This window comes from Micromonospora sp. NBRC 101691, assembly GCF_030269285.1.
In the GTDB taxonomy this organism is placed as follows: Bacteria; Actinomycetota; Actinomycetes; order Mycobacteriales; family Micromonosporaceae; genus Micromonospora; species Micromonospora echinospora.
In genome coordinates this window covers 918,084-944,534 of sequence record NZ_BSTB01000001.1, presented here as the reverse complement: position 1 = coordinate 944,534, position 26,451 = coordinate 918,084, and the positions used below count along the sequence as shown (strand labels likewise).

Genomic DNA, 26,451 nt, shown 5'->3' with positions numbered 1-26,451 from the left:
GTTACGGCGGTCATGGCGGAGGGGAAACGCCCGGTTACATTCCGAACCCGGAAGCTAAGCCCTCCAGCGCCGATGGTACTGCACTCGGGAGGGTGTGGGAGAGTAGGACACCGCCGGACTTCTTTCACGAGGGTCACCCCGTTGTCGGGGTGACCCTCGTTGTATTTCCCGGGCTGTTTGTGGCAATCCGCCGGGGCCTGCCACGGGCTCACTCGGCTCTGCCGGCCTGCTCGTCCAGGACCAGGCCGGCTGGGGTCGGTGTGGGTGCCCCGAGGACGTCACGAACGGGTCTGGATGGCCTCACGGATCTGACGGAACAGCGTCCCCGCCGCGTCGACCGGGCGTCCGGGGAACATCCCCATCGCCACGCTGCCGTGGTCGGCCCAACCGCAGACCGCGAAGTCGCCGCCCTCGCCGCTGGTCGTACCGCACTTCATCACCCCGCCGAGGCGACCGGCCGGTACCTCGCGCAGCCCCTCCACCGCTCCGGTCTCGTCGGTCATCATCTCGAACAGGGTGTCCAGCTCGCGTTCCGGCTGCCAGAGCAGGGTGGTGCCGCCGAAGACGAGCACCGACTTCCGGGCGTCGGCCGGATCCTGGTAGACCACGCCGAGACTCCGGTCCAGCGCGATGCTGGCCGCGAACCCGCTGCGCAGGTAGTCCGCCGTGCTCCGGGCCCGTTCGCTGTCGTCCTGCTGGAGGCCGGCGACCTCGGGGCGTACCGTGAGGTCGGTGTCCTTCTGCTGGGCCACCCGCCAGCCGAAGCTGCCGAAGACGGCGGCGCCGAGCAGCCCGACGGCGAGTCCCGCGCCCATGGCGACCTTCCAGCGCAGCGAGCGGGGCGCGCGGGGGGTGCCCTCCTCGTCGTCCGGGTCGGGCTGGGTGAGCCGGATCGGTTCCATGGTGAGGTCGATCGGTTCCGACCGGTCGGCAGGCGAACGCTCGGACAGGTGTGCGTCGGACATGTCCGCCACCGTACGCGAACCACCGGTGGCGCACGTCGGGTCCGCCGAAGCGCTCCGTAGACTTTGACGAGTGACCGACAGACTGGATGCCCGACGCCCCGACGCCCCCGAACTGCCCGCCCAGTACCAGCCGGGCGAGGTAGAGCAGCGACGGTACGAGCAGTGGGTAGCCGGCGGCCACTTCCGGGCGTCGGCGCAGAGTGACAAGCCCCCGTTCACCATCGTCATCCCGCCGCCGAACGTCACCGGCTCCCTGCACATGGGGCACGCCCTCGACCACACGGTCCAGGACGCCCTGGTCCGCCGTAAGCGGATGCAGGGCTTCGAGGCGCTCTGGCTGCCCGGCATGGACCACGCCGGCATCGCCACCCAGAACGTGGTGGAGCGGCAGCTCGCCGCCCAGGGGCTCTCCCGGCACGATCTCGGCCGGGAGAAGTTCGTCGAGCGGGTCTGGCAGTGGAAGGCGGAGTCGGGCGGCGCGATCCTCGGCCAGATGCGCCGGCTCGGCGACTCGGTCGACTGGGACCGCGAGCGCTTCACCATGGACGAGGGGCTCTCCCGGGCCGTCCAGACGATCTTCAAGAAGCTCTACGACGACGGGCTGATCTACCGGGCCAATCGCATCATCAACTGGTGCCCGCGCTGCCTTACCGCGCTGTCGGACATCGAGGTGGAGCACACCGACGACGACGGCGAGCTGGTCTCCATCCGGTACAGCGACGACGTGGTGGTGGCCACCACCCGGGCCGAGACGATGCTCGGCGACACCGCGGTGGCGGTGCACCCGGACGACGAGCGGTACAAGCACCTCATCGGCACCGAGGTGGAGCTGCCGCTCACCGGGCGGCGCATCCCGATCGTGGGGGACGAGCACGTCGACCCGTCCTTCGGCACCGGCATGGTGAAGGTGACCCCGGCGCACGACCCGAACGACTTCGAGATCGGCCAGCGGCACGACCTGCCGGCCCTGACCGTGATGGACGAGCGGGGTGTGATCACCGCGCACGGTCCGTTCCAGGGGCTGGACCGGTTCGAGGCCCGGCCGGCGATCGTGGCGGCGCTGCGCGAGCAGGGCCGGATCGTCGCGGAGAAGCGGCCGTACGTGCACGCGGTGGGGCACTGCTCGCGGTGCCGTACGACGGTGGAGCCGCGACTGTCGTTGCAGTGGTTCGTCAACACCACCCCGCTGGCGCAGGCGGCCGGCGACGCGGTGCGCGACGGCCGGGTGCGGATCGAGCCGGCGGAGCTGTCGAAGCGGTACTTCGCGTGGGTCGACAACATGCACGACTGGTGCATCTCGCGGCAGCTCTGGTGGGGGCACCGTATCCCGGTCTGGTACGGCCCGGACGGCGAGGTGGTCTGCGTCGGCCCGGACGAGGCGCCGCCCACCGGCGAGGGCTGGCGGCAGGACGAGGACGTCCTGGACACCTGGTTCTCCAGCGGCCTGTGGCCGTTCTCCACGCTGGGCTGGCCGGAGCAGACCCCGGACCTGGCGAAGTTCTACCCGACCAGCGTGCTGGTCACCGGCTACGACATCCTCTTCTTCTGGGTCGCCCGGATGATGATGTTCGGCCTCTACGCGATGGACGGGAAACCGCCGTTCGACGTGGTGGCCCTGCACGGCATGGTCCGTGACGAGTTCGGCAAGAAGATGTCCAAGTCGTTCGGCAACGTGGTCGACCCGTTGGACTGGATCGACCGGTACGGCGCGGACGCCACCCGGTTCACCCTGGCCCGGGGCGCCAACCCGGGCGGGGACGTGCCGGTCAGCGAGGACTGGTGTCAGGGCTCCCGGAACTTCTGCAACAAGCTCTGGAACGCCACCCGCTTCGCGCTGATGAACGGCGCGCACACCACCGGGCCGCTGCCGGCCGCCGCCGAGCTGTCGACGGTCGACCGGTGGATCCTGTCCCGGCTGGCGCACGTCACCGCCGAGGTGGACGCGCAGTTCGAGGCGTACGAGTTCGCGAAGGTCTGCGACCTGCTGTACCACTTCGCCTGGGACGACGTCTGCGACTGGTACGTGGAGCTGAGCAAGCCGGTGCTCGCCGAGGGCGGGGCGGCGGCCGACGCCACGCGCCGGGTGCTCGGCCACGTGCTCGACCAGCTGCTGCGACTGCTGCACCCGGTCATCCCGTTCGTCACCGACGAGCTGTGGACCGCGCTGAGCGGCGGCGAGACGCTGCTGGCGGCCAGCTGGCCGGTGGCCGACCGTACGCTGGTCGACGACGCCGCGGAGGGCGAGGTCGGCACCGTCCAGCGGGTGGTGACCGAGATCCGCCGGTTCCGCTCCGACCAGGGCCTGCGGCCGACCCAGCGGGTGGTCGCCCGGCTCGACGGGCTCGTCGGGGCCGGCGTGGCCGCGCACGAGCGGCTGATCCGTTCGCTGGTCCGGCTCGACGCGACCGGGGAGGACTTCCAGGCCAGCGCCACCCTGACCCTGCCCGGTGAGGTGGTGGTCGCGCTGGACACCCGGGGCTCGATCGACGTGGCCGCCGAGCGGGCCCGGCTGACCAAGGACCGGGCGGCGGCCGAGAAGGAGGTCGCGCAGGCACGGGCGAAGCTGGGCAACCCGGCCTTCGTCGGCAAGGCCCCCGAGCCGGTGGTCAACAAGATCCGTGACCGGCTCGCGGCGGCCGAGGCCGACCTCGTCCGGATCGACGCTGCCCTGGAGGCGCTGCTCCCGTGACCGACCGTACCGACCGCACCGGCAGCCCCGACCGGACGGGCTTCGCCGCCGTCGAGGCGGAACTCGCCGGCCGTGGCTTCACCCGCATGGTGTTCGAGCTGGACCGCATCGAGATGCTGCTGGACCTGCTCGGTAGCCCGCAGCGGGCGTATCCGTCGATCCACCTGACCGGCACCAACGGCAAGACCTCGACCGCCCGGATGATCGACTCGCTGCTGCGGGCGTTCGGGCTGCACACCGGCCGGTACACCAGCCCGCACCTGGAGACCGTCCGGGAGCGGATCAGCCTGGACGGGGAGCCGGTCGGCGAGGAGCGGTTCGTCGGTACGTACCGGGAGGTCGCGCCGCTGGCCGCGCTGGTCGACCAGCGGTCCGCCGAGCCCCTGACCTACTTCGACATGACCACCGCGCTGGCGTTCGCCACGTTCGCCGACGCCCCGGTCGACGTCGCCGTGGTGGAGGTCGGCCTGGGCGGGGCGGAGGACGCGACCAACGTGATCCAGGCCGGGGTGTGCGTGCTGACCCCGATCGGGCTCGACCACACCGAGTGGCTCGGCGACACGATCGAGGACATCGCCCTGGCCAAGGCGGGCATCATCCACAAGGGCGCCACGGTGATCTCCGCAGCTCAGGACGAGGAGGCCGCCCGGCCGATCCTGGAACGCTGCGCCGAGGTGGACGCCACCATCGCCCGGGAGGGGGCCGAGTTCGGCGTCCTGCGGCGGTCGGTGGCGGTCGGCGGGCAGGTGCTGACCCTCCAGGGCCTCGGCGGCGTGTACGACGAGGTCTTCGTCCCGCTGCACGGCGCGCACCAGGCGCAGAACGCGGCGGTGGCGCTGGCGGCGGTCGAGGCTTTCCTCGGCGCGGGCGCGAAGCGTCAGCTGGACGTGGAGACCGTCCGGGAGGGCTTCGCCACGGCCAGCTCGCCCGGCCGGTTGGAGCGGGTCCGGACGGCCCCGACGGTGCTGCTGGACGGCGCGCACAACCCGCACGGGATGACCGCCACGGTCACCGCGTTGCAGGAGGAGTTCGCGTTCAGCAAGCTGGTCGCGGTGGTCGCGGTGCTCGCCGACAAGGACGCGGCGAGCCTGCTGGAGCTGCTGGAACCGGTGGTCGACCAGCTGGTGGTGACCCGCAACAGCTCACCCCGGGCGATGCCGGTGGCGGAGTTGGCCGCGTTGGCCGCCGAGGTCTTCGGCCCGGACCGGGTGGAGAGCGCCGAGGAGATGCCGGACGCGATCGAGGCGGCCGTCGCGCTCGCCGAGTCCGACGTACCGGGGGAGCTGAGCGGCGTGGGTGTGCTGATCACCGGGTCGGTGGTGACGGTGGCCGACGCCCGTCGGCTGCTGAAGCGGTGAGCGGCGCCGAGCCGGGCCACCGGCCGGACCCGACGCCGGGCACCGGGAGTTCGGGCCGGCCGGAGAGGTCGGGCGGCCCGGAGATGTCAGAAGGCCCGCCGGGGGAGCGGGCGGGGGAGTCCGGTCCAGGCGAGCCGCTGCCCGCCGGCCGCCGCTCCGGGCTGCGTAACCCGGAACGCGCGGTACGCGGACTGGGTTCCGCCGTGCTGGCCCTGGAGGCGCTGGTGCTCCTGCTGGCGATCCAACCGATCCGGGTGCTCGGCGGCCAGCTCAGCGGTGCCGCGATCGGCCTGATCGTCGGCCTGGCCGTGGCGGCGGTGCTGCTCGCCGGCCTGATGGGCCGCAGCTGGGCGTGGCACCTGGGCACCCTGCTCCAGGTCGTGCTCGTGCTCGGCGGGTTCCTGCACCTGTCACTGGCGGCGCTCGGCGTCATCTTCGGCCTGGTGTGGGCGTACGCGTTGCACGTCCGGCGGGTGATCCTGGGCTGACCGGCCCGCCGGACGGGCTCAGGCGTCGGCGCGGGTGCGCCACTGGGTGAGCGCGATGCCGTGGCCGTCCGGGTCCCGGAAGGCGGCGGCCCAGACGTCCAGCTTCGCGCCCCGGTTGACCACCCTCGGGGCGTAGGTGAAGCGGACGCCGGACTCGCGCAGGCGGTCGTACGCGGCCTGGATGTCGTCCACCTCGAGGTTGACGTGGACGAGTCGACGGCTGATCGGCGCGGCCTCGCTGACCTCGCGCAGCACCAGCCGGGTGCTGCCGGAGGCGAGGACGGCGTTGCCCGGGCCCCGGTCGACCTCCGTGAAGCCGAGGGTGTCCCGGTAGAACTCCATCGACCGGTCCAGGTCGGTGACCAGCACGGTGATCCCGACGCCGCTGATCGGGGTGGCGGTGCCGGCCCCCGCGTCGTACCCGAAGATCGCCCCGTCCAGGTCGTCGGCGGCGGGTTCGTCGTCGGGGGCGTCCAGGGGGATGTCGACCGGATCGACGATCGGTTCGTCGACGCGCTGCCGGACGGGGACGACCGGAGTGCCGACCGGTGCGCCGGCTGGCGCGGCCTTCGCGGTCGACGTGCCCAGCCCGGTCGAATCGTCCTGCTCGGTCGGCGTGCCCTGGGCGGTCGGCGTGCCCTCGGCGGTCGACGTGCGCGGCCCCGTCGGCTGGGCCGGTTGGGGCGACCCGACGAACTCGACCCGCTCGGTCGGCTCGTCCGCCTCGTCCGTCCCGGTCCGCCGGACCGGCTCGTCCGCCTCGTCCGTCCCGGTCCGCCTGAGCGCCACGGTCGGTTCGTCCGCCGCGACCGGCTCGACCCGCTCGGGCGGGGGATCGCCGTACGGGGCGTGCGGGGCGGACGCGGCGTGGGTCGCGTCGGGGTCGGCGGGGGGCTCGTCGTACGGGTCGCGGTACGGGGAGGTGGGACGGTCGGTGCCCGGGTCGCCGGGGGCCTCGCCGTACGGGTCGCGGTACGGGGACGCGGGCCGGTCGAGGTCCGGGTCACCGGGCAGGTCGTCGTACGGGTCCCGGTACGGGCGGAGCGGCCGGGTGGCGTACGGGTCGTCGGGCGGGCCCGCGTACGGGTCGCCGTACGTCATCGACGGGGCGTCCTCGGCGGGCGGGCGCGGCGCGGGGGTGGCCCGGCGGGGCAGCGGGGCGGTCGACTCCACGAGGGTGCCCTCCAGCACCACCGGCCCGCCCGGGCGCTGGTGGACCACCACCGCTTCCCGGTCGTCGCCGAGGTCGTCGAGGAGCGGGTCCGGGCCGGGTGCGTCGCGGTAGTCGTCGTCCGGGCCGCGCTCGGCCCACGGCGGCGCGTCCTGCTGGATGAGGACCTCGTCGAGCGGGTCCGCGCCGGCGTACTCCGGCGGCAGGTCGGCCAGGGTCGCGGCCGTCTCGGCGTGGGTGGGGACCTCGTCCCAGAGCACCCGGATCCGGCGCTGGTCGTCCAGGGCGACCCGGATGGGCAGGGTCTGCCCGATCGCCGGCCACTTGGCCACCGGCACCCGTGGCTCGATGATCTTCTTGGACCGGGGCGGCAGCCCGGGGGCGTCGATGACCAGCTGCAACTCGCAGCGGCCGAAGGAGTAACTGGTGGGCGGCTCGGAGGCGCTGTGCACGTGGCCGACGCCGATCACCCAGGCCCGCCCACCGGTCTTGAAGGTGGCCAGCGCGATGCACAGGGCTACCAGGGCCACGCCCAGGGCGACGATCGACCAGCTCGTCATGCCGAGCCCGAACAGGACCACGAAGGTCGCCACGGTGCCCAGCACCGCCGCGATCAGCTTCCGCACCGGCGCGATCGACCGGTTCCCGCCATTCGCCACTGTGGACCTCCCGAGGGTCAAGGGCCAGGCTAGGCCGGAACAGCGGCGGAAGGAAGGAGCATCCGCCGCGCCGGTGCCGGGGCCGGGTCGCTAGGCTGACCGTACCGAGCCGTACCGAATTCCGCGCACAGGAGGAAACCAGCGTGTCCAGCATCAGCCCGGACGAGCGCACGCTCGTACTGATCAAGCCTGACGCGGTCCGGCGCGGTCTGGTTGGCGAGATCCTCTCCCGTTTCGAACGCAAGGGCCTGCGGATCGACGCCCTCGTGTCGCGGACGATGGACGCGGCGTTGGCCGACGAGCACTACGCCGAGCACGTGGACAAGCCGTTCTACCCGCCGCTGAAGGACTTCATGACCGGCGGGCCGCTGGTCGCCCTGGTGCTCTCCGGCGACCAGGTGATCGACGTGGTGCGCGGACTGATCGGCGCGACCGACGGACGCCGGGCCGCCGCCGGCACGATCCGGGGTGACCTGTCCCTGTCGAACCGGGAGAACCTGGTGCACGCCTCCGACTCGGTGGACAGCGCCAAGCGGGAGATCGCGCTCTGGTTCCCCGAGCTCGGCTGAGCGTCCCGGCTCTTGCCGGTTGCCTGCAGGGGCCCCTGCTACGCAGAATGCGGTAACAGGGGACCCCTGCTACCACCTCAGCCGGTGGGCGGCTGGGTGCGGGTGGTCACCGAGATCCGGTTCCAGACGTTGATCGTGGCGATGGCCACGACCAGGTCGGCCACCTCCTTCTCGGCGAAGACCCGGGTCGCCTCGTCCCACACCTCGTCCGGCACGCCGTGCTCGCCGAGCCGGGTGACCGCGTCGGTGAGCGCCAGCGCAGCCCGTTCCCGCTCGTCGAAGAAGGGCGCGTCGTGCCAGGCGGCGACCGCGAACAGCCGACGGCTGGACTCGCCCGCGTCGAGCGCCTCCCGGCTGTGCATGTCGACGCAGAAGGCGCAGCCGTTCACCATCGACGCGCGCAGTTTCACCAGCTCCAACATCCGGTGCTCCACGTTTGCGCGGACGTACTTCTCCAGCCCGAGCACCGCCCGGTACGCCTCCGGCGCGGCCTGGGCCACGTTCATCCGTGCCTGCATGGGTCCTCCCTCGTCCGTGTCCTGCACCGACCTGACGGGCCGGCCCGGGCAGGTGTGACCGGCCCACGGTGAGAGCCGCGTCACCCTGGGCCGACGGGACGGCGGGACGGTTACTCGGCGGCGGCGGGCGTACCCGGTCGAGTACGCTTGTCGGCACAGGCGACGACCCGGCCATCACCGGTGAGCCTCCGGAAGAAAGGACGCACCGCGTCCGAGTAGAACCGGACGGGTCCGGCCCGTCACAGCCGGCCAACGAGCGGGTGGTCGATTCTCGGCCGCCAAGCGGGGTGGTACCGCGGGCCCGACCCGGGGCGCCGACGACGGCGTCCCCCGGCGACGGCTCGTCCTCGCAGACCCACGAACCGTGAGCTGCTGCTGAGGAGTGCACCCCCGATGGCCTATCCGTTGCACGACGCGACCGCCGCCGGTGTCCCGGCGAGCCCGGACCTGCCCGCGGTCGAGCGCCGGGTCCTGGAGCACTGGACGGCCGACAAGACCTTCGAAGCGTCCGTCGAGACCCGCCCCGCCGGGGAGAACGGCAAGAACGAGTACGTCTTCTACGACGGCCCGCCGTTCGCCAACGGCCTGCCGCACTACGGCCACCTCTTCACCGGCTACGTCAAGGACGTGGTGCCGCGCTACCAGACCATGCGCGGGCGGCGGGTGGAGCGTCGCTTCGGCTGGGACTGCCACGGCCTGCCCGCCGAGGTGGTCGCCGAGAAGCAGCTCGGCATCACCAGCAAGGCGGAGATCCTCGACCTGGGCGTGGCCCGGTTCAACGAGGCGTGCCGCACCTCGGTGCTGGAGTTCACCCACGACTGGGAGCGGTACGTCACCCGCCAGGCCCGCTGGGTCGACTTCGCCAACGACTACAAGACCCTCGACCTGGACTACATGGAAAGTGTCATGTGGGCCTTCAAGACCCTGCACGACAAGGGTCTGGTCTACGAGGGCTTCCGGGTGCTGGCGTACTGCTGGCGGTGTGAGACGCCGCTGTCGAACACCGAGACCCGGATGGACGACGTCTACCGGGACCGGCACGACCCGACCCTGTCGGTCTGGTTCACGCTGAGCGCCGACGAGACCGCCCCGGAGCTGGTGCGCGGCCCGGTGCGGCTGGGTGTCTGGACCACCACGCCGTGGACCCTGCCGTCGAACCTGGCCCTGGCCGTCGGCCCGGACATCGAGTACGCGGTGCTGGACCGCGACGGCGAGCGGTACGTGGTGGGCGCGGCGCGGCTCGGCGCGTACGCCAAGGAACTGGAGGGGTACGAGCAGGTCGGCACCGTGCGCGGCGCGGACCTGGTGGGGCGCTTCTACACCCCGCTCTACGACTTCCTGGTCGAGCAGGCCGGGCCGAACGCGTACCAGGTGCTCGGCGCGGAGTTCGTCACCACCGAGGACGGCACCGGGATCGTGCACCTGGCCCCGGCCTTCGGTGAGGACGACCAGAACACCTGCAACGCGGCCGGCATCCCGACCGTCGTCACCGTCGACGACCACACCCGGTTCACCGCGCTGGTGCCGCCGTACCAGGGTGAGCAGGTCTTCGACGTCAACAAGCCGGTGATCCGGGAGCTGAAGGAGCGGGGGGTGGTGCTGAAGCAGGACACCTACACCCACTCCTACCCGCACTGCTGGCGCTGTGACACCCCGCTGGTCTACAAGGCCGTGTCGTCCTGGTTCGTCGCGGTGACCCGGTTCAAGGACCGGATGGTCGAACTGAACCAGCAGATCAACTGGACCCCGGGGCACATCAAGGACGGCTCGTTCGGCAAGTGGCTGGCCAACGCCCGGGACTGGTCGATCAGCCGGAACCGGTTCTGGGGCTCGCCGATCCCGGTCTGGAAGTCCGACGACCCGAACTACCCCCGGATCGACGTGTACGGCTCCCTGGCCGACATCGAGCGGGACTTCGGCGTACGCCTGACCGACCTGCACCGGCCGGCGGTGGACGAGCTGGTCCGCCCCAACCCGGACGACCCGACCGGGAAGTCCGTGATGCGCCGGGTGCCGGAGGTGCTGGACTGCTGGTTCGAGTCCGGCTCGATGCCGTTCGCCCAGGTGCACTACCCGTTCGAGAACGCCGACTGGTTCGAGCACCACTACCCGGGCGACTTCATCGTCGAGTACATCGGACAGACCCGGGGCTGGTTCTACACCATGCACGTGCTGGCCACCGCGCTGTTCGACCGGCCGGCGTTCCGCAACTGCCTCAGCCACGGCATCCTGCTCGGCTCGGACGGCCGGAAGATGTCCAAGAGCCTGCGCAACTACCCGGACGTGTACCACGTCTTCGACTCGTACGGGTCGGACGCGATGCGCTGGATGCTGATGTCGTCGCCGGTGCTGCGTGGCGGGGACATGGCGGTGACCGAGGCGGGCATCCGGGACTCCGTCCGGCAGGTGCTGCTGCCGCTCTGGAACGTCTGGTACTTCTTCTCGCTCTACGCCAACGCCGCCGGGCACACCGCCCGCCGTCGTACGGACTCGCCCCACCTGCTCGACCGGTACGTGCTGGCGAAGACGAACGAGCTGGTCGCCACGGTCGGCGCGCAGATGGACGCGTACGACATCTCGGGGGCCTGCGCCACCGTGCGGTCGTACCTGGACGCGCTGACCAACTGGTACGTGCGGCGTTCGCGGGACCGGTTCTGGTCCGGCGACGCCGACGCCTTCGACACGCTCTGGACGGTGCTGGAGACGCTCTGCCGGGTGGTCGCGCCGCTGGCGCCGCTGACCGCGGAGGAGATCTGGCGTGGGCTGACCGGCGAGCGGTCGGTGCACCTGACCGACTGGCCGTCGGCCGACGAGTTCCCGGCCGACCACGACCTGGTCGCGGCGATGGACGCCACCCGGGAGGTCTGCTCGGCGGCGCTGTCGCTGCGCAAGGCGAAGGGGCTGCGGGTCCGGCTGCCGCTGGCGAGGCTCACCGTCGCCTCGCCGGCCGCCGCCGCGCTGCGTCCCTTCGGTGACCTGGTCGCCGACGAGGTCAACGTCAAGGCGGTGGAGTTCACCGACGCGGTGGCCTCCTACTGCCAGCAGGTGCTGACCGTGGTGCCCCGGGCGCTCGGGCCCCGGGTCGGCAAGCAGGTGCAGCAGGTCATCAGGGCGGTCAAGGCGGGGGAGTGGGAACTGGTCGACGGCGCCCCGGTCGCGGCCGGGGTCACCCTCGCCGAGGGTGAGTACGAGCTGCGCCTGGTCGCCGCCGACGCGGAGCACTCCGCGCCGCTGCCCGCCGGTGAGGGGGTGGTGGTGCTGGACACCGCCGTCACTCCGGAACTGGCCGCCGAGGGGCTGGCCCGGGACGTCGTCCGGGTGGTGCAGCAGGCCCGCCGGGACGCCGACCTGGACGTGTCGGACCGGATCACGCTGGTGCTGTCCGCCTCGGCGGAGGTCCGGACGGCGGTGTCGGCGTACCGCGACTTCGTCGCCCGGGAGGTGCTGGCGGAGTCCGTGGACTTCGCCGACGCGGTCGACGGGTTCACCGGCGAGGTCGGCGAGGGCGACCGGGTGACGGTGGCCGTACGCCGGGTGTGAGCAACACCGACACCGGTCGACGGGGAGGGTCGTATCCGCAGGTCGCGGCCCTCCCCGCCGGCCCGGGTCCCGCCCGTCGGCCGACCCGGCGGGGGCCGCCGGACACCGGCGGGCCGTCGGCTAACGTGACACCGCCTGAACCCGTACGACCGCCGGAGGACCCGTGCCGCCTCTCTACACCATCGGCCAGTACACCGTGGGGAACCTGCTGCGGTGGGGATGGCGCCCGACCGTGGAGGGACTGGAGCACGTACCGGAGCAGGGCGGGGCGATCCTCGCCGGCAACCACCTCTCCGTCGCCGACGAACTGTTCCTCGGCGCGACGATTCCCCGGCACCTCGCCTTCTGGGCCAAGTCGGAGTACTTCAAGGGCACCGGGTTCCGGGGACGGCTGACCAAGTCGGTGCTCACCGGGCTGGGCGCGATCCCGGTGGAGCGGGCCGGCGGGCGGGCCGCGCTCTCCGCGTTCGACGCGGCGATCCCGGCGCTGCGCGGCGGCGACCTGGTCGTCGTCTACCCGGAGGGGACCCGGTCGCCGGACGGCCGCCTCTACCGGGGCCGCACCGGCGCGGCCCGGCTCGCCGTCTCGGCCGGTGTGCCGATCGTCCCGGTGGGCATGATCGGCACCGACCGGGTGCAGCCGATCGGCGCCCGGATGCCCCGCCTCGGCGCGGGGAAGATCACCGTCCGGTTCGGCAAGCCGCTGGACTTCACCGGCCGTTCCGACGACCGCACCTCGCTGCGGGCGATGACCGACGAGCTGATGAGCGAGATCCAGAAGCTCACCGGCCAGGAGTACGTCTCCCGCTACGCCCCGCCCCGCGACCAGGCCGCCGGCTGATCCGTTCCGCCGGCCGACCCGGTGCGCGCGTCGCGGTCACCTGCCCGGGAACGGGTCACTGCCGGGTGACGATCTGTTCCCGTAGCCGGCCGAGCAGGGTGGCGCTGTCGGAGAGCGAGAGCCGGGTGAAGACCCCGCTGGCGATGCTGCCGTGGTCGGCCCAGGTGCAGACCACCACGTCCACGTTGTCCGAGCGGCCGACCGCGCAGCGCTGGTGCTCGCCGCGTACGTCGGTCTCGACCACCTGCTGGGTCCCCAGCTTGTACTTCGGGGCCAGCCGGGTCAGCTCCTCCTCGGCGTCCGACTCGGGCGTGAACCGGAAACCGGTGCTGCCGAAAATCGTGACGGTCTTGCCCTGCGGGGTGCTGTAGACCCCGGCGAAGACCTCCTCGGCCAACGTGTGTTCGGTCTCCACCTCGCCGCGTAGCTCGTTGGAGGTCTGTTCGCTGCGGGCGTCGGTCTGGAGCCGCAGGTCGGCCACCTGCGGCGGCAGGGTCGCGCCGGCCGGGTACTGCTCCCACATCGGCTTGCCGAACCAGGCGGGGCACCCGCAGCAGCAGGCGATCGAGAGCAGGCCCATGATCAACATGCGGGTCGGCCAGCGTCGTTTCTTGCGGGCCGGGGGCGGAGCGTACCCCTGCGGGGCCTGCCAGTTGGGCGGCGGACCGCCCGGGGGCGGCGTGGGGTTCCGCCGCTGCGGCGGTGGGGCCACCGGCCGCGCCGGCGGCGGTGCGGAGACCGGACGTGGCGGCGCGGAGACCGGCGGCGGTGGTACGGAGACCGGGCGGGCCGGTGCCGGTGGCGGCGCGGAGACGGGCCGGGCCTGCGGTGCCGGGGCCGGCGGCGGGAAGGCCGGTGGCGACACCGGCCGGGCGACCGGCGGGGGAAAGGCCGGTGGCGACACGGGACGTGCCTGCGGGGGTGGCGGGGCGGGGTGCGCCTGCGGGGGCGGCGACACCGGGCGGGCCGGCGCGGGTGGCGACACCGGGTGCGCAGCCGGCGGGGAGACCGGCTGCCCGGAGACGGGCGCCACCGGTGGGGGCTGCGGGGAGACCGGCGGTGGGGCCCAGGCCGGGGCGGGCGGGTCCGGCGGCGTCCAGGCCGGGGAGTCCGTCGCGGCCGGGTACATCCGGGTGGGGGGCAGCGGCTCGTAACCCGCGTTCAGGTCCCAGCTGCCGGTGTCGACCCCGGCCCACGGGTCGACCGGCGCCAGGCTCTCCGGCGGGGTGGGCGGCGGCACGGGGGGCGGGGTGGGCTCCGCGGAGTGACCCCAACCACGCTTCTTCGGCTTGGGCGGCGGCACCGCCGCCGATCCGCTCCAGCGGGGCGCGGGCGGGACGGCGGGGGACGCGTCGAGCTTCGTCGGATCGGGGCCGGCGCGGTCGACGCGGGTGGCGTCGGGCCGGTGCTGCTCCGGCGCGGTCGGATCGACGTGGAGCGGATCGAGGCGGGTCCGGTCGGGCGCGGACGGCGCGCGCTCGGCGGGGGCGGGGACCTTGGCGGCCCCGCGCGGTGGGGTCGTCTCGGAGGCGGTGGCGGCGGCCTCCGGGCGGGCCGTGTCCACGGCGGTCCGGTCCGGTCCCGACGGGTTCTCCTCGGTCACGGGTTCACCGGTCGAGCCGCCGGACGTCTCGATCGTCCGCTCGGTGGGGACGGCGGAGGGGTCGGGCTCGCCGGGAACCACCTGGTCCCGGGCCTCCGTCACGGACGGTGGTGGGGCCGGCGTGTTCCCGGCGGCCGGTCCTTCTGCTCCCGGCTGCGGTTCCGGCATCGCGGTAATCTCCTCTCGCGCCGTTGCGAGGTTAGTACCGGTACGCCAACCGGGGCCATTCGCGCCCCCCGTGCCCCGATGTCCCGCCCGTCACGACGTGTGGCGGTGTCGACCGGCGGAGCGTCCCACGTCGACCGACGGCTCCCGGGTCGTCCTTTCGACTCGGTCCACCCGGTCCGGCGAACCCGGATCGGCGGGCGCGTACCCTTGGGCGTCATGAGCGTCCCGTCCACCACGCCGCGCCCTGCCGTGGCCAACTCTGGCGACGACTCCAGCTCGGCGCGTCTGACGCCGCGCCGCGACCTGGAGCCGTCGGTCTGGTCCCGCCTGGAGCCGTTGCTGCCCCAGGTGACCAAACCCATCCAGTACGTCGGTGGTGAGTTGGGGGCGGTGGTCAAGGACTGGGACGCCGCGACGGTCCGCTGGGCGCTGATGTACCCCGACGCGTACGAGGTGGGCCTGCCCAACCAGGGCGTGCAGATCCTCTACGAGGTGCTCAACGAGCTGCCCGACGTGCTCGCCGAGCGGACGTACGCGGTCTGGCCGGACCTGGAGCGGCTGATGCGGGCGCAGGGCGTGCCGCAGTTCACCGTCGACGCGCACCGCTCGGTGCGCGACTTCGACGTGTTCGGCGTCTCGTTCTCCACCGAGCTGGGCTACACCAACCTGCTCAACGCGATCGACCTGGCCGGCATCCCGCTGCTCGCCGCCGACCGCACCGACGCCGACCCGGTGATCGTGGCCGGCGGGCACGCGGCGTTCAACCCGGAGCCGATCGCCGACTTCGTCGACGCCGCCGTGCTCGGTGACGGCGAGGAGGCGGTCCTGGAGATCACCACGATCCTCCGGGAGTGGAAGGCCGAGGGCTCGCCCGGCGGCCGGGACGAGCTGCTGCTGCGGCTGGCCCGCACCGAGAGCGTCTACGTGCCGCGCTTCTACGACGTGGACTACCTCCCGGACGGCCGGATCCAGCGGGTCGTGCCGAACCGGGCGGACGTGCCGTTCCGGGTGCACAAGCGCACGACGATGGACCTGGACGCCTGGCCGTACCCGAAGAAGCCGCTGGTGCCGCTCGCCGAGACGGTGCACGAGCGGTACGCGGTGGAGATCTTCCGGGGGTGCACCCGGGGCTGCCGGTTCTGCCAGGCCGGCATGATCACCCGCCCGGTCCGGGAACGGTCGATCACCACGGTCGGGCAGATGGTGCAGCAGGGGCTGGAGTTCTCCGGCTTCCACGAGGTGGGCCTGCTGTCGCTCTCCTCGGCCGACCACTCCGAGATCGGCGACATGTGCTCCGGCCTCGCCCAGCAGTACGAGGGCACGAACGTGTCGCTCTCGCTGCCGTCGACCCGGGTCGACGCGTTCAACATCGACCTGGCCCAGGAGTTGTCCCGCAACGGCCGACGGACCGGCCTGACCTTCGCCCCCGAGGGCGGGTCGGAGCGGATCCGGCGGGTCATCAACAAGATGGTCTCCAAGGAAGACCTGATCCGCACCGTGGTCACCGCGTACACCAACGGCTGGCGGCAGGTGAAGCTGTACTTCATGTGCGGCCTGCCCACCGAGGGCGACGACGACGTGCTCGAGATCGCGGACATGGCGCACGAGGTGATCCGGGCCGGCCGGGCGGCGACCGGCTCGAAGGACATCCGCTGCACGGTCTCCATCGGCGGGTTCGTGCCGAAGCCGCACACCCCGTTCCAGTGGGCGCCGATGGAGCGTCCCGAGGTGATCGACGGCCGGCTCAAGCTCCTCAAGCAGGCGATCAACGCGGACCGTTCGCTGGGCCGGGCGATCGGCTTCCGCTACCACGACGGCGAGCCGTCGCTGATCGAGGGCCTGCTCAGCCGGGGTGACCGGCGCGTCGGCGCGGTCATCCGCCGGGTCTGGGAGAACGGCGGCCGGTTCGACGGTTGGAGCGAGCACTTCTCCTACCAGCGCTGGGTGGACGCCGCCGCCGAGGTGCTGCCGACGTTCGGCGTCGACCTGGACTGGTACACCACCCGGGAGCGCGAGGAACTGGAGGTCCTGCCCTGGGACCACCTCGACTCCGGCCTGGACAAGGACTGGCTGTGGCAGGACTGGCAGGACGCGCTCAGCGAGTACGAGCAGGACGACTGCCGGTGGACGCCCTGCTTCGACTGCGGGGTCTGCCCGTCCATGGACACCGAGATCCAGATCGGCCCGACCGGGCGGAAACTGCTCCCGCTCACCCCGATCACCGGTGACGGCCTGCGGGTACCCACCCCGGCCGCCCAGTAGCGACCTCCCGGCGCTCGTCGTGCGCCGGGACCGGGCTGGGCTGATCATGGAGTTGTCGTCACGGTGCGTGTCACCGACAATGACTGGCGTGATCGATGGGTACTGACATTCCGAGGAGCACGACGATCAACAAGAAACCACAGCCGGAGGGCGGGCAGGCGCCGGTCGTCCAACGCGTCCGCATCCGGTACGCCAAGCGGGGACCGCTGCGGTTCACCTCGCACCGGGACTTCGCGCGGGCCTTCGAACGGGCGCTGCGGCGGGCCGGGGTGCCGATCGCCTTCTCCCAGGGCTTCACCCCGCACCCGAAGATCTCGTACGCCAGCGCCGCCCCGACCGGCGTGGCCAGCGAGGCGGAATACCTGGAGATCGGCCTGCGTGCCCCGGTCGACCCGGGCGAGCTGCGCACGGCGCTGGACGCCGCGCTCTCACCCGGCCTCGACGTGCTCGACGCGGTGGTGGCCGGCGGCGGGAGCCTCGCCGACCGGATCGAGGCGTCCCACTGGTGGATCGAGCTGCCCGGGGTCGACCCGGTCACGCTGCACCGGGCGGTCGACGCCTTCACCGCCGCCGAGGAGGTGCTGGTCGAGCGGATGACGAAACAGGGGCGGCGCACGTTCGACGCCCGCGCCGCGGTGCTCCGGATCGGGGTCCGCGAGCCGGCGGAGACGCCTTCCGAGGTCACCGGCGTGCCGTGTGCGATACTCGAACTGGTCGTCCGGCAGGTCACCCCGTCCGTTCGACCCGATGACGTCCTTTCCGGCCTCCGCGTGGTGGCCGACCTGGAGCCGCCGGTGTCGCCACGGGTGACCCGGCTGGCGCAGGGCACGTTGACCGCGCAGGGCGCGATCGCGGATCCGTTGGAGGCGGACCGCGACAGGGCAACCATCGTTGAGCGCTGACCGGACATCCGGTCGGTTCTCAGGCAGGCAGACTTCGACGGGCGTGCACCTCGCGTGCCCGCGGAAAAAAATTTGCGGCAACCCTGCGTGGCAGCGCTCACCCGCGCCCGGGGCAGCCAGAACTGGAGAACGTCCATGCTCGAGAACGAGCCCGAGGGCGGCGAACGGACCGGCACACAGCCGGCCGGCGAGACCGCCGAGACCACTGACACTCCCGCCGTCACCCCGACGCGACGGCGGACCACCCGGCGCCGGGCCGCGCCGCTCAACCAGCCGGAACAGACCGAGGCCCCGGTCGACGCGGCCACCGGCACCGCCTCCACCAGCTCCGAGTCCCCGCAGGCGGAGGTGCTCGCCCCGGTCGCCGGTGAGCTGGACACGGCCCCGAAGACCCGTCGCCGCCGCAAGGCGACCAGCCCGAAGGCCGGCGAGGAACCCGTCGTCGGCGCCGAGGCGACGGAGGCCGGCGCGGAGGTCGTACCGCCGGTCAAGGTGACCCGGACGCGGCGGCGGAAGGCCGCCGAGCCCCCGGCCGCCGAGTCGGTCCCCACGTCGCCGGTCGAGCCGGCGGCCCTGGCGGCCGAGAGCGTGCCGCCGGTGGTGACCCCGCCGGCCCCGGCGCAGGCGGGGGAGACGGACGCGGCGCCGGCGGCGGAGGCCGGGGAAGGCGTCGGCGCGGTCGAGCCGCCGGCCGCGCCCGGCGGCGCGGAGGACCGATCCGGTGAGGTCCCGCCGGGGGTGGCGGTGTCCGCCCCGGCCGAGCCGCCGGCCGCGCCCGTGGAGGAGAAGCCGACCCGTCGTCGCCGGGCCGCGCTCACCCCGCCGGCCGTGCTCTTCATGGCCCCGGAGCCCGAGACTGCGCCGGTCCGGGTGACCCTGCCGGTCGAGGAGCCCGCCGCCGAGGAGCCGACCGAGACCCCCCGCCGCCGTCGTCGGGCCCGCCGCGAGGCCGAGCCGGTCGAGGTCGAGGTGGAGGTCGAGGAGGAGCCCACCGCCGAGGCGGAGGACGAGGCCGCCGAGGACGAGGAGGAAGAGGACGACGAGACCGCCGGTGGGCGGCGTCGTCGCCGTCGGGGCCGTCGGGGCCGGGGTCGGGGCCGGGGCGGAGCCGACGAGGCCGAGGACGAGGAGGCCGAGGAGTCGGCCCAGGCCGAGGAGGAAGCCGAGGCCGAGTCGGACGAGGAGGACGACGAGAACGGCGACGGGCTGACCCGCCGTCGTCGTCGCCGCCGTCGGCGCGGCGCGGGCGACGTCGAGACGACCGCGGACGACGGCGTCCCGACCGTGGTCAAGATCCGCGAGCCGCGCAAGACCGTCGACGAGGTGCAGGGCGTCTCCGGCTCGACCCGGCTGGAGGCGAAGCGCCAGCGCCGCCGCGACGGCCGGGAGCAGCGGCGGACCCGTCCGCCGATCCTGAGCGAGTCGGAGTTCCTGGCCCGCCGGGAGGCGGTCGACCGGGTGATGGTGGTCCGCCAGCGCGGCGACCGCACCCAGATCGGCGTCCTGGAGGACGGCGTCCTGGTCGAGCACTACGTCACCCGCAACTCCTCCGGCACCATGGCCGGCAACGTCTACCTGGGCAAGGTCCAGAACGTCCTGCCCAGCATGGAGGCGGCCTTCGTCGACGTCGGGCGGGGCCGCAACGCGGTCCTGTACGCCGGTGAGGTCAACTGGGACACCACCGGCCTGGAGGGGCGGGCCCGGTCGATCGAGCAGGCGCTCAAGTCCGGTGACTCGGTGCTGGTGCAGGTCACCAAGGACCCGATCGGTCACAAGGGCGCCCGGTTGACCAGTCACATCGCGCTCTCCGGCCGGCACCTGGTCTACGTGCCGAACGGCAACGCCTCGGGTATCAGCCGGAAGCTGCCGGACACCGAGCGCAAGCGGCTGCGGGACGTGTTGAAGAAGCTGGTGCCGGATGGCGCGGGCGTGATCGTCCGGACCGCCGCCGAGGGCGCCAGCGAGGACGAACTGGCCCGGGACGTCAAGCGGCTCCAGGCGCAGTGGGAGGACATCCAGGCCAAGGCGGCCGAGGGTGGCGCCCCGGTGCTGCTCTACGAGGAGCCCGACCTGGTCATCAGGGTGGTGCGGGACCTGTTCAACGAGGACTTCCGCGAGCTGGTGATCGAGGGCGACGGGGCGTACGACATGGTCGAGTCGTACCTGTCGCACGTCTCGCCGGACCTGGTCGAGCGGCTGCGCCGGCACACCGGCACCGCCGACGCCTTCGCCACGTACCGCATCGACGAGCAGATCCTCAAGGGGCTGGACCGGAAGGTCTTCCTCCCCTCCGGCGGTCACCTGGTCATCGACCGGACCGAGGCGATGACGGTGGTGGACGTCAACACCGGCAAGTACACCGGTGCCGGCGGCAACCTGGAGGAGACGGTCACCCGCAACAACCTGGAGGCGGCCGAGGAGATCGTCCGCCAGCTCCGGCTGCGGGACATCGGCGGCATCGTGGTCATCGACTTCATCGACATGGTGTTGGAGTCGAACCGGGAGCTGGTGCTGCGCCGGCTGACCGAGTGCCTCGGCCGGGACCGGACCAAGCACCAGGTCACCGAGATCACCTCACTCGGCCTGGTGCAGATGACCCGGAAGCGGATCGGCGCGGGCCTGCTGGAGGCGTTCAGCGAGACGTGCGAGTGCTGCAAGGGCCGGGGCCTGATCATCCACACCGAGCCGGTGCCGGAGAAGCCGCGGTCCGGTGGCGGCGCGCAGGAGAAGACCAAGGCGGTCGCCGCGTCGGCCCCGGCCACCCCGGCGCCCGCCGAGCAGAACGGCACGTCGACGCGGCGGCGGGGACGCAAGCCGGCCGCGTCGGAGCGGAGCGCCGTCGAGGTCGAGGTCACCGACACCCCGACCGACCCGTACCAGGACACCATGGGTTACGACCTGTCCCGGTACGAGGTCGACACGGCGGCCGCCCCGGCGGCGGCCGACACCCAGCGCGGCGAGTCGGCCCGGCTGGCCGCCGCCGACGACCCGGACGCCCTGGGCGATGGCGAGGGCGACGACGACTTCGCCGAGACGGGTGGCGGTCGCCGTCGGTCCCGGCGCGGTGGCGCGCGACGGCGTACCCGGCCGTGACCCGCTGCTGAGCAGCCCGTACGTGGCACAGGGCTCCGCCCGTCCGGTACCCACCGGCGGACGGGGCCCTGTGTCGTGCCGGATGCCCGGCGTCCGGCGGAGGAGCCGGTGCCCCCGTGCGGGCTCCCGTCCGAGGTGACGCCGGACGGGGTACGGCCCCGGTTTGAGACCGGGGTCGGGCATGGCGTACTCTTGCCTGCGGCGTACTTTGGTGCGCCGAGTTCTCGCTGCCCGAGCCGCCGCGCCTCCGACGCCCGGCGAGCCGCCGCGGGAACGACCGCCAGCAGCCTCAACGACAGGGAGTCCGCCTCCGATGTACGCGATCGTCAAGACCGGCGGCAAGCAGTACAAGGTCGCCGAGGGCGACGTGATCGAGGTCGAGAAGCTCGCCGGTGCCCCCGGCGACGCGGTGAAGCTCACCGCGGTGCTCCTCGTCGACGGTGACGACCTGGTGACCGACGCGGCGAAGCTTGCCGAGGTCGCGGTGTCCGGCGAGATCGCCGCGCACACCAAGGGCCCGAAGATCCGGATCCACAAGTTCAAGAACAAGACCGGCTACCACAAGCGCCAGGGTCACCGCCAGCCGCTGACCCAGGTCAAGGTGACCGGCATCTCCAGCGGGAAGTAGGTCGTCCTCCAATGGCTCACAAAAAGGGTGCGTCCAGCTCGCGTAACGGTCGCGACTCCGCGGCCCAGCGGCTCGGCGTGAAGCGCTTCGGTGGTCAGGTCGTCAGCGCCGGCGAGATCATCGTCCGGCAGCGTGGCACCAAGTTCCACCCCGGTGACCTGGTCGGCCGCGGCGGAGACGACACGCTCTTCGCGCTGGCCGCCGGCTCGGTCCAGTTCGGCACCAAGCGCGGTCGCAAGACCGTCAGCATCGTTCCGGCGGGGCAGTAGTCTTCCGACGAAGCGGGCCGGGGACCTGGTGTCCCGGCCCGCTTCGTCTTTTTCGTGCAACAGGTGGGTAGTCGCGGGCATCCCGCGGGGAGGATTGACGACGTGACGATGTTCGTGGACCGGGTCGTCCTGCACCTGCGGGCCGGCGACGGCGGGCACGGCTGTGTCTCGATCCACCGGGAGAAGTTCAAGCCCTTCGGCGGCCCCGACGGCGGCAACGGCGGACACGGCGGCAGCGTCTCGCTGGTCGTCGACCCGCAGGTGCACACGCTGCTCGACTTCCACTTCCGTCCGCACGTGAAGGCCGACAACGGCAAGGGCGGCGCGGGCTCGAACCGGGACGGGGCCAACGGCCGCGATCTGGTGCTCAAGGTGCCCAACGGCACCGTGGTGCAGACTCCCGACGGCACCGTGCTCGCCGACCTGGTCGGTGTGGGCACCACCTTCGAGGCGGCCCGGGGCGGCCGGGGCGGCCGGGGCAACGCCTCGCTGGCCAACGCCCGACGCAAGGCACCCGGCTTCGCCGAACTCGGCGAGCCCGGCGACCAGCTCGACGTCGTCCTGGAGCTGAAGAGCGTCGCCGACGTCGGACTGGTCGGCTACCCGTCGGCCGGCAAGTCGTCGCTGATCTCGGTGATCTCCGCCGCCAAGCCGAAGATCGCCGACTACCCGTTCACCACGCTGGTGCCGAACCTCGGCGTGGTCCAGGCCGGCGAGCGCACCTTCACCGTCGCCGACGTGCCGGGCCTGATCCCCGGCGCGGCCACCGGCAAGGGGCTGGGACTGGAGTTCCTCCGGCACATCGAGCGCTGCTCGGTGCTGGTGCACGTGGTCGACACCGCCACCCTGGAGCCGGGACGGGATCCGGCGGCCGACATCGACACCATCGAGGCGGAGCTGACCGCGTACGGGGGCCTGGAGGACCGGCCCCGGCTGATCGTGCTGAACAAGGTCGACGTGCCGGACGGGCGGGACCTCGCCGAGATCGTCCGGCCGGATCTGGAGGCCCGTGGCTGGCCGATCTTCGAGGTCTCCGCGGCGACCCGGGAAGGGCTGCGTGAGCTGACGTACGCGATGGCGGATCTCGTCGACCAGGCCCGGCAGGCCGCGCCGCCGGCCGAGCCGACCCGGATCGTCATCCGGCCGACCGCCGTCGACGACGCCGGGTTCACCATCGAGGCGCAGGCCGACGGATCGTACCTGGTGCGCGGCACGCGCCCGGAGCGCTGGGTGCGGCAGACGAACTTCGACAACGACGAGGCGGTCGGTTACCTCGCCGACCGGCTGGCCCGGCTGGGCGTCGAGGACAAGCTGGCCAAGGCCGGCGCGCGGGCCGGCGACCTGGTGCGGATCGGGGAACGCGAGTTCGACTGGCAGCCCACCCTCTACGCCGGGGTCGACTTCGTCCCCGGCAACCGGGGCACCGACGTCCGGCTGGAGGAGAAGTCGACCCGGGTCTCGACGGCCGAACGGCTCGCCGCCCGCAAGGCCCGCCGGCAGCGCCCGGCCGACGAGATCGAGGCCGGGTCCGCGGACGACGCGGGCGACGACGCCGAGTAGCCGGCTGTGCTCCGTGCGGGCGACGCCGAATAGCCGGCTGCGCTCCGTGACCGGGTCCACCGGCGGAAACCTGCGGGAAATCCGGCCGCCCTACCGTGGCGGGATGCGGATCGAGACGCGCCCCGCCGGCGACCCAGAGATCGCCGCCCTGGTCACGGCGCAGCAGCGGGAGCTGCGGGAAGCCGACGGGGGACTGGACGGGCAGGCCACCGTGACCCGGGACGACATCCACTACCTGGCGGTCGTGCTCAACGAGCGGGCGGTGGCCTGCGGCGGGGTGCAGACCCTGGACAGCGGCACCGGCGAGATCAAACGCATGTACGTCCGCCCGGCGTTCCGGGGACGCGGCATCGGCCGGCAGTTGCTGGTCGCCCTTGAGGAGTTGGCCTTCCAGCAGGGACACCACACCGTCTGCCTGGAGACCGGCAGCTACCTGCCGGCCGCGATCGCCCTCTACACCTCCTGCGGGTACGCCCCGATCCCGGTGTACGGCGAGTACGTCGACAACCCGTACAGCGTCTGCTTCGCCAAGCGTCTCCCGCTGGCCGCCTGATCCTTCTCTTCGCCGCCGACGCCACCACCGGTGCGTCGGCGGCATCGTCGTGTGCGACGTCCCCGACCTGCCGGCGGCGTCTGTCGTCTGGGACCGCCGTTCCGCCGGATGTGGACGGACCGGAAAGAAGCAGGCATGGACCCGTGAGGCGGGGGTAGGTCAATAGTCAGCCGACGAGAGAGTTCGGCGAACTCCCCCCAGTCGAACCGCGACGAGTTTCTCCAGCGGACGGAAGGCAAACCATGACTTACGATCCGGCAACCACGTCCTCGAACGGTACCGCCTACGGGTACGAGCCGACCGGCTCGTACGGCTCGCACACCGCGACCTACGAGTCGCACAACGGCACGTCCACCTCGGACAACGGCGTGCGTGAGCAGGCCAGGCAGGTCGGCGCGGAGGCCGCCCACGCGGGTGGCGCGGTCGCCCAGACGGCCAAGGACCAGGGCCGGGAGGTCATCGGTGAGGCCACCCGGCAGGCCCGCAACGTCTACGGCGAGGCCCGCACCCAGCTCGCCGGCCAGGCTGCCGACCAGCAGCGACGTGCCGCGAGCGGGTTGCGGTCGCTGGCCGAAGAGATGCGCTCCATGGCGCAGCAGGGCGGACAGGGCGGCCCGGTCACCGAACTCGCCCACCAGGCCGCCGACCGGGTGCACGGCGTCGCCGGCTGGCTCGACGAGCGCCAGCCGGGCGACCTGCTGCACGAGGTGCGTGACTACGCCCGCCGCAACCCCGGCACCTTCCTGGTGGGCGCGGCCCTGCTCGGCGTCCTCGCCGGCCGGCTGACCAGGAACATCGCCGCCACCGGCGAGGACCACCAGCCGGGTGGGTACCAGCCGGTCGCCGACCCGGACCGGACGGCGGTGCTGCCGACGGAGGCCGCGTACGCGACGCCCGACCCGGGCTACGCCGACCCGCTGGCCGGCGGCTACACCCAGTCCCCGCGTCCGGGCGGCTACGCCGCGCCGACCCCCGGTGGCTACGCCGAGCCGGTGGGCGGTGGCTACGCCGCGCCGACCCCGGGTGGCTACGCCGCCCCGACCGGCGGTGGCTACGTCGATCCGCTGCCGCCGACCGGTACCGGCCAGCCGCTGCCGCCGGTCGACCAGACCGACCCGCTGCCGGGCGTCCCGTCGAGCGGGGTCACCCGCCCGTGAAGCCGCTGACCAGCCGGCACGCCCGCCCGAGAGCGTGGGCGGCCGGCACGTACGGAAAGGAGACGGCGGCGTGAGCATGCCGACGCACCAGGGGTACGACCCCGCGTACCAGCCCACCACGAACCTCAACGGGCAGCACACGAACCTCAACGGGCACGCCCACCCGCACACCGCCGAGGAGGTCACCAACCGGTCCGTCGGCGACCTGATGCGGCAGGTCACCACCGATCTCTCCACGCTGATGCGGCAGGAGGTGGAACTCGCCAAGGCCGAGATCCGCGAGGAGGGGAAGAAGGCCGGCAAGGCCGCCGGGTTCTTCGGCGGGGCCGGTTTCGGCGGCTACATGGTGGCGCTGTTCCTCTCGATCGCCCTCTGGGCCGGGCTGTCCAACGTGATGGACGCCGGCTGGGCGGCCCTGATCGTCGCCGTCCTCTGGGGCGCGGCCGCCGCCGTCCTCTACTCGATGGGCAAGAAGAACGCCGACCGCGTCCGAGGACTCAAGCGCACCAACGACAGCGTGCAGCGGATCCCGGACGCCCTGAAGCCGCACCCGGAGGGAGTCACCCGATGAGCACCGATCCCGACCAGATCCGCCGCGAGATCGAAGCCACCCGCAACAACCTGAGCTCCGATGTGGACGCGCTGGCGTACAAGGTCAGCCCGAGCCGCATCGTCGACGACCGCAAGCAGCGGGCGCGTGGCGCCCTGCAGAATGTGAGGGACAAGGTGATGGGAACCGCGTCGGACCTCGGCCACGCCGGCGGACACACCGCCCACTCGGTCGGTGACCGTGCCTCCTCGGCGGCGTCCAGCGTCGGCCACGCCGCGCACTCGGCCGCCTCCTCGGTCAGCGGCGCGGCGCACTCCGCCGCCTCCTCGATGCAGGACGCGGCGCACCGGGCCCCGCAGACGCTGCGGCGCAAGTCCCAGGGGAACCCGCTCGCCGCCGGTCTGATCGCCTTCGGGGTGGGCTGGCTGGCGTCGTCGCTGCTGCCCGCCACCGACCGGGAGCAGCGGGCCGCCACCCAGGTCAAGGAGAAGGCCCGCGAGCACTCCCACCTGGTCACCGACAAGCTGGGCGAGGTCGCCGGCGAGATGAAGGAGCAGTTGCGCGAGCCGGCGCAGCAGGCCACCGAGTCGGTGAAGTCGACCGCCCAGGAGGCCGTGCAGACGGTCAAGGACGACACCCGGTCCGCCGCGTACGACGTGAAGGACCAGGCACAGCACGCGCGCGAACAGGTCCGGCACTGACCAGCCGTACGGACCCGTACGCCGCGGCTCGCGGCCACCCCCGGCACCATCCGCCGGAGGTGGCCGCGAGCCGTTGCGTGCGCCACCCGGTCCGCGGGCGTTCAGTTCCGCTGGCGTGCAGCTGGTTGGTAGCAGGGGACCCTTGTTACCGCTTTTTGCCGAGCAGGGGTCCCCTGCAACCACCATCACCACCACCATCACCATCAC

19 protein-coding genes, 1 rRNA gene and 1 pseudogene are annotated in these 26,451 nt (G+C 72.7%); 17 read left to right on the top strand and 4 right to left on the bottom strand.

The features are described 5' to 3' along the window. The first annotated feature begins 2 nt into the window (after positions 1–2). Positions 3–119: ribosomal RNA gene (gene rrf, locus QSK20_RS04055) — 5S ribosomal RNA — on the top strand. A 159-nt stretch (positions 120–278) separates the two neighbouring features. On the opposite strand, the gene QSK20_RS04050 is transcribed toward rrf, so the two are convergent. Further along, the gene (locus QSK20_RS04050; RefSeq protein WP_285787154.1) at positions 279–965 is read right to left on the bottom strand and encodes a hypothetical protein; all 687 of its coding nucleotides are present in this window, start codon (positions 963–965) and stop codon (positions 279–281) included. Between the two features lie 70 nt (positions 966–1,035). On the opposite strand from QSK20_RS04050, the gene QSK20_RS04045 reads away from it, so the two are divergent. The 3 genes from QSK20_RS04045 to QSK20_RS04035 all read left to right on the top strand — a co-directional run bounded on the left by QSK20_RS04045 (position 1,036) and on the right by QSK20_RS04035 (position 5,500). Next, positions 1,036–3,654 (top strand): valine--tRNA ligase, encoded by a 2,619-nt coding sequence (locus tag QSK20_RS04045; protein ID WP_285787153.1) that lies wholly within the window; start codon positions 1,036–1,038, stop codon positions 3,652–3,654. Between the two features lie 86 nt (positions 3,655–3,740). After that, positions 3,741–5,012 carry a bifunctional folylpolyglutamate synthase/dihydrofolate synthase gene (locus QSK20_RS04040; protein ID WP_285787211.1) on the top strand — a complete coding sequence of 424 codons (1,272 nt, stop codon included), beginning with the start codon at positions 3,741–3,743 and terminating at the stop codon, positions 5,010–5,012. An 83-nt stretch (positions 5,013–5,095) separates the two neighbouring features. Further along, entirely contained in the window at positions 5,096–5,500 is a 405-nt protein-coding gene (locus QSK20_RS04035) for a DUF4233 domain-containing protein (RefSeq protein ID WP_285787152.1), read from the top strand. An 18-nt stretch (positions 5,501–5,518) separates the two neighbouring features. On the opposite strand, the gene QSK20_RS32055 is transcribed toward QSK20_RS04035, so the two are convergent. Beyond that, the gene (locus tag QSK20_RS32055) at positions 5,519–7,297 is read right to left on the bottom strand and encodes a VOC family protein (protein WP_352232270.1); all 1,779 of its coding nucleotides are present in this window, start codon (positions 7,295–7,297) and stop codon (positions 5,519–5,521) included. Positions 7,298–7,473: 176 nt separating this feature from the next. Here QSK20_RS32055 and ndk point away from each other — a divergent pair, with 176 nt between their 5' ends. After that, positions 7,474–7,899: a nucleoside-diphosphate kinase gene (gene ndk, locus QSK20_RS04025; RefSeq protein WP_088982522.1), complete on the top strand. Its 426-nt coding sequence runs from the start codon at positions 7,474–7,476 to the stop codon at positions 7,897–7,899. 77 nt (positions 7,900–7,976) lie between these two features. On the opposite strand, the gene QSK20_RS04020 is transcribed toward ndk, so the two are convergent. After that, positions 7,977–8,417, bottom strand: a complete 441-nt coding sequence (locus QSK20_RS04020) for a carboxymuconolactone decarboxylase family protein (protein WP_285787151.1) — start codon at positions 8,415–8,417, stop codon at positions 7,977–7,979. 393 nt (positions 8,418–8,810) lie between these two features. Here QSK20_RS04020 and ileS point away from each other — a divergent pair, with 393 nt between their 5' ends. Together ileS and QSK20_RS04010 are read left to right on the top strand one after the other, a co-directional pair. Further along, positions 8,811–11,957 (top strand): isoleucine--tRNA ligase, encoded by a 3,147-nt coding sequence (gene ileS, locus QSK20_RS04015; protein ID WP_285787150.1) that lies wholly within the window; start codon positions 8,811–8,813, stop codon positions 11,955–11,957. A gap of 163 nt (positions 11,958–12,120) precedes the next feature. Beyond that, positions 12,121–12,883 (top strand): annotated as a pseudogene (locus tag QSK20_RS04010) (lysophospholipid acyltransferase family protein). Here QSK20_RS04010 and QSK20_RS04005 read toward each other — a convergent pair. Beyond that, positions 12,854–14,569: a hypothetical protein gene (locus QSK20_RS04005; protein WP_285787148.1), complete on the bottom strand. Its 1,716-nt coding sequence runs from the start codon at positions 14,567–14,569 to the stop codon at positions 12,854–12,856. The pseudogene QSK20_RS04010 and the gene QSK20_RS04005 overlap by 30 nt on opposite strands. A 216-nt stretch (positions 14,570–14,785) precedes the next feature. Between QSK20_RS04005 and QSK20_RS04000 the strand changes: the two genes are divergently transcribed. From QSK20_RS04000 to QSK20_RS03955, 10 genes are all read left to right on the top strand, one after another. Then, complete coding sequence (locus QSK20_RS04000; RefSeq protein ID WP_285787147.1) at positions 14,786–16,831, top strand: TIGR03960 family B12-binding radical SAM protein; 2,046 nt, start codon at positions 14,786–14,788, stop codon at positions 16,829–16,831. Between the two features lie 95 nt (positions 16,832–16,926). Continuing rightward, complete coding sequence (locus QSK20_RS03995; protein ID WP_088982527.1) at positions 16,927–17,733, top strand: TIGR03936 family radical SAM-associated protein; 807 nt, start codon at positions 16,927–16,929, stop codon at positions 17,731–17,733. 135 nt (positions 17,734–17,868) lie between these two features. Continuing rightward, a complete protein-coding gene (locus QSK20_RS03990; protein ID WP_285787146.1) occupies positions 17,869–20,826 on the top strand; it encodes an Rne/Rng family ribonuclease in 2,958 nt (985 codons plus the stop codon). Between the two features lie 313 nt (positions 20,827–21,139). Beyond that, positions 21,140–21,454, top strand: a complete 315-nt coding sequence (gene rplU / locus QSK20_RS03985; protein ID WP_088982529.1) for a 50S ribosomal protein L21 — start codon at positions 21,140–21,142, stop codon at positions 21,452–21,454. Positions 21,455–21,465: 11 nt separating this feature from the next. Continuing rightward, a complete protein-coding gene (gene rpmA / locus QSK20_RS03980) occupies positions 21,466–21,723 on the top strand; it encodes a 50S ribosomal protein L27 (RefSeq protein WP_088982530.1) in 258 nt (85 codons plus the stop codon). Between the two features lie 102 nt (positions 21,724–21,825). Then, complete coding sequence (gene obgE / locus QSK20_RS03975; RefSeq protein ID WP_285787145.1) at positions 21,826–23,283, top strand: GTPase ObgE; 1,458 nt, start codon at positions 21,826–21,828, stop codon at positions 23,281–23,283. A gap of 103 nt (positions 23,284–23,386) precedes the next feature. Continuing rightward, complete coding sequence (locus QSK20_RS03970; RefSeq protein WP_285787144.1) at positions 23,387–23,836, top strand: GNAT family N-acetyltransferase; 450 nt, start codon at positions 23,387–23,389, stop codon at positions 23,834–23,836. A gap of 242 nt (positions 23,837–24,078) precedes the next feature. After that, the gene (locus QSK20_RS03965) at positions 24,079–24,993 is read left to right on the top strand and encodes a hypothetical protein (RefSeq protein WP_285787143.1); all 915 of its coding nucleotides are present in this window, start codon (positions 24,079–24,081) and stop codon (positions 24,991–24,993) included. A 70-nt stretch (positions 24,994–25,063) separates the two neighbouring features. Continuing rightward, complete coding sequence (locus tag QSK20_RS03960) at positions 25,064–25,564, top strand: phage holin family protein (protein ID WP_396866743.1); 501 nt, start codon at positions 25,064–25,066, stop codon at positions 25,562–25,564. Beyond that, complete coding sequence (locus QSK20_RS03955) at positions 25,561–26,244, top strand: DUF3618 domain-containing protein (protein WP_285787142.1); 684 nt, start codon at positions 25,561–25,563, stop codon at positions 26,242–26,244. Before QSK20_RS03960 ends, QSK20_RS03955 begins: the two co-directional genes overlap by 4 nt. Positions 26,245–26,451 lie beyond the last annotated feature (207 nt).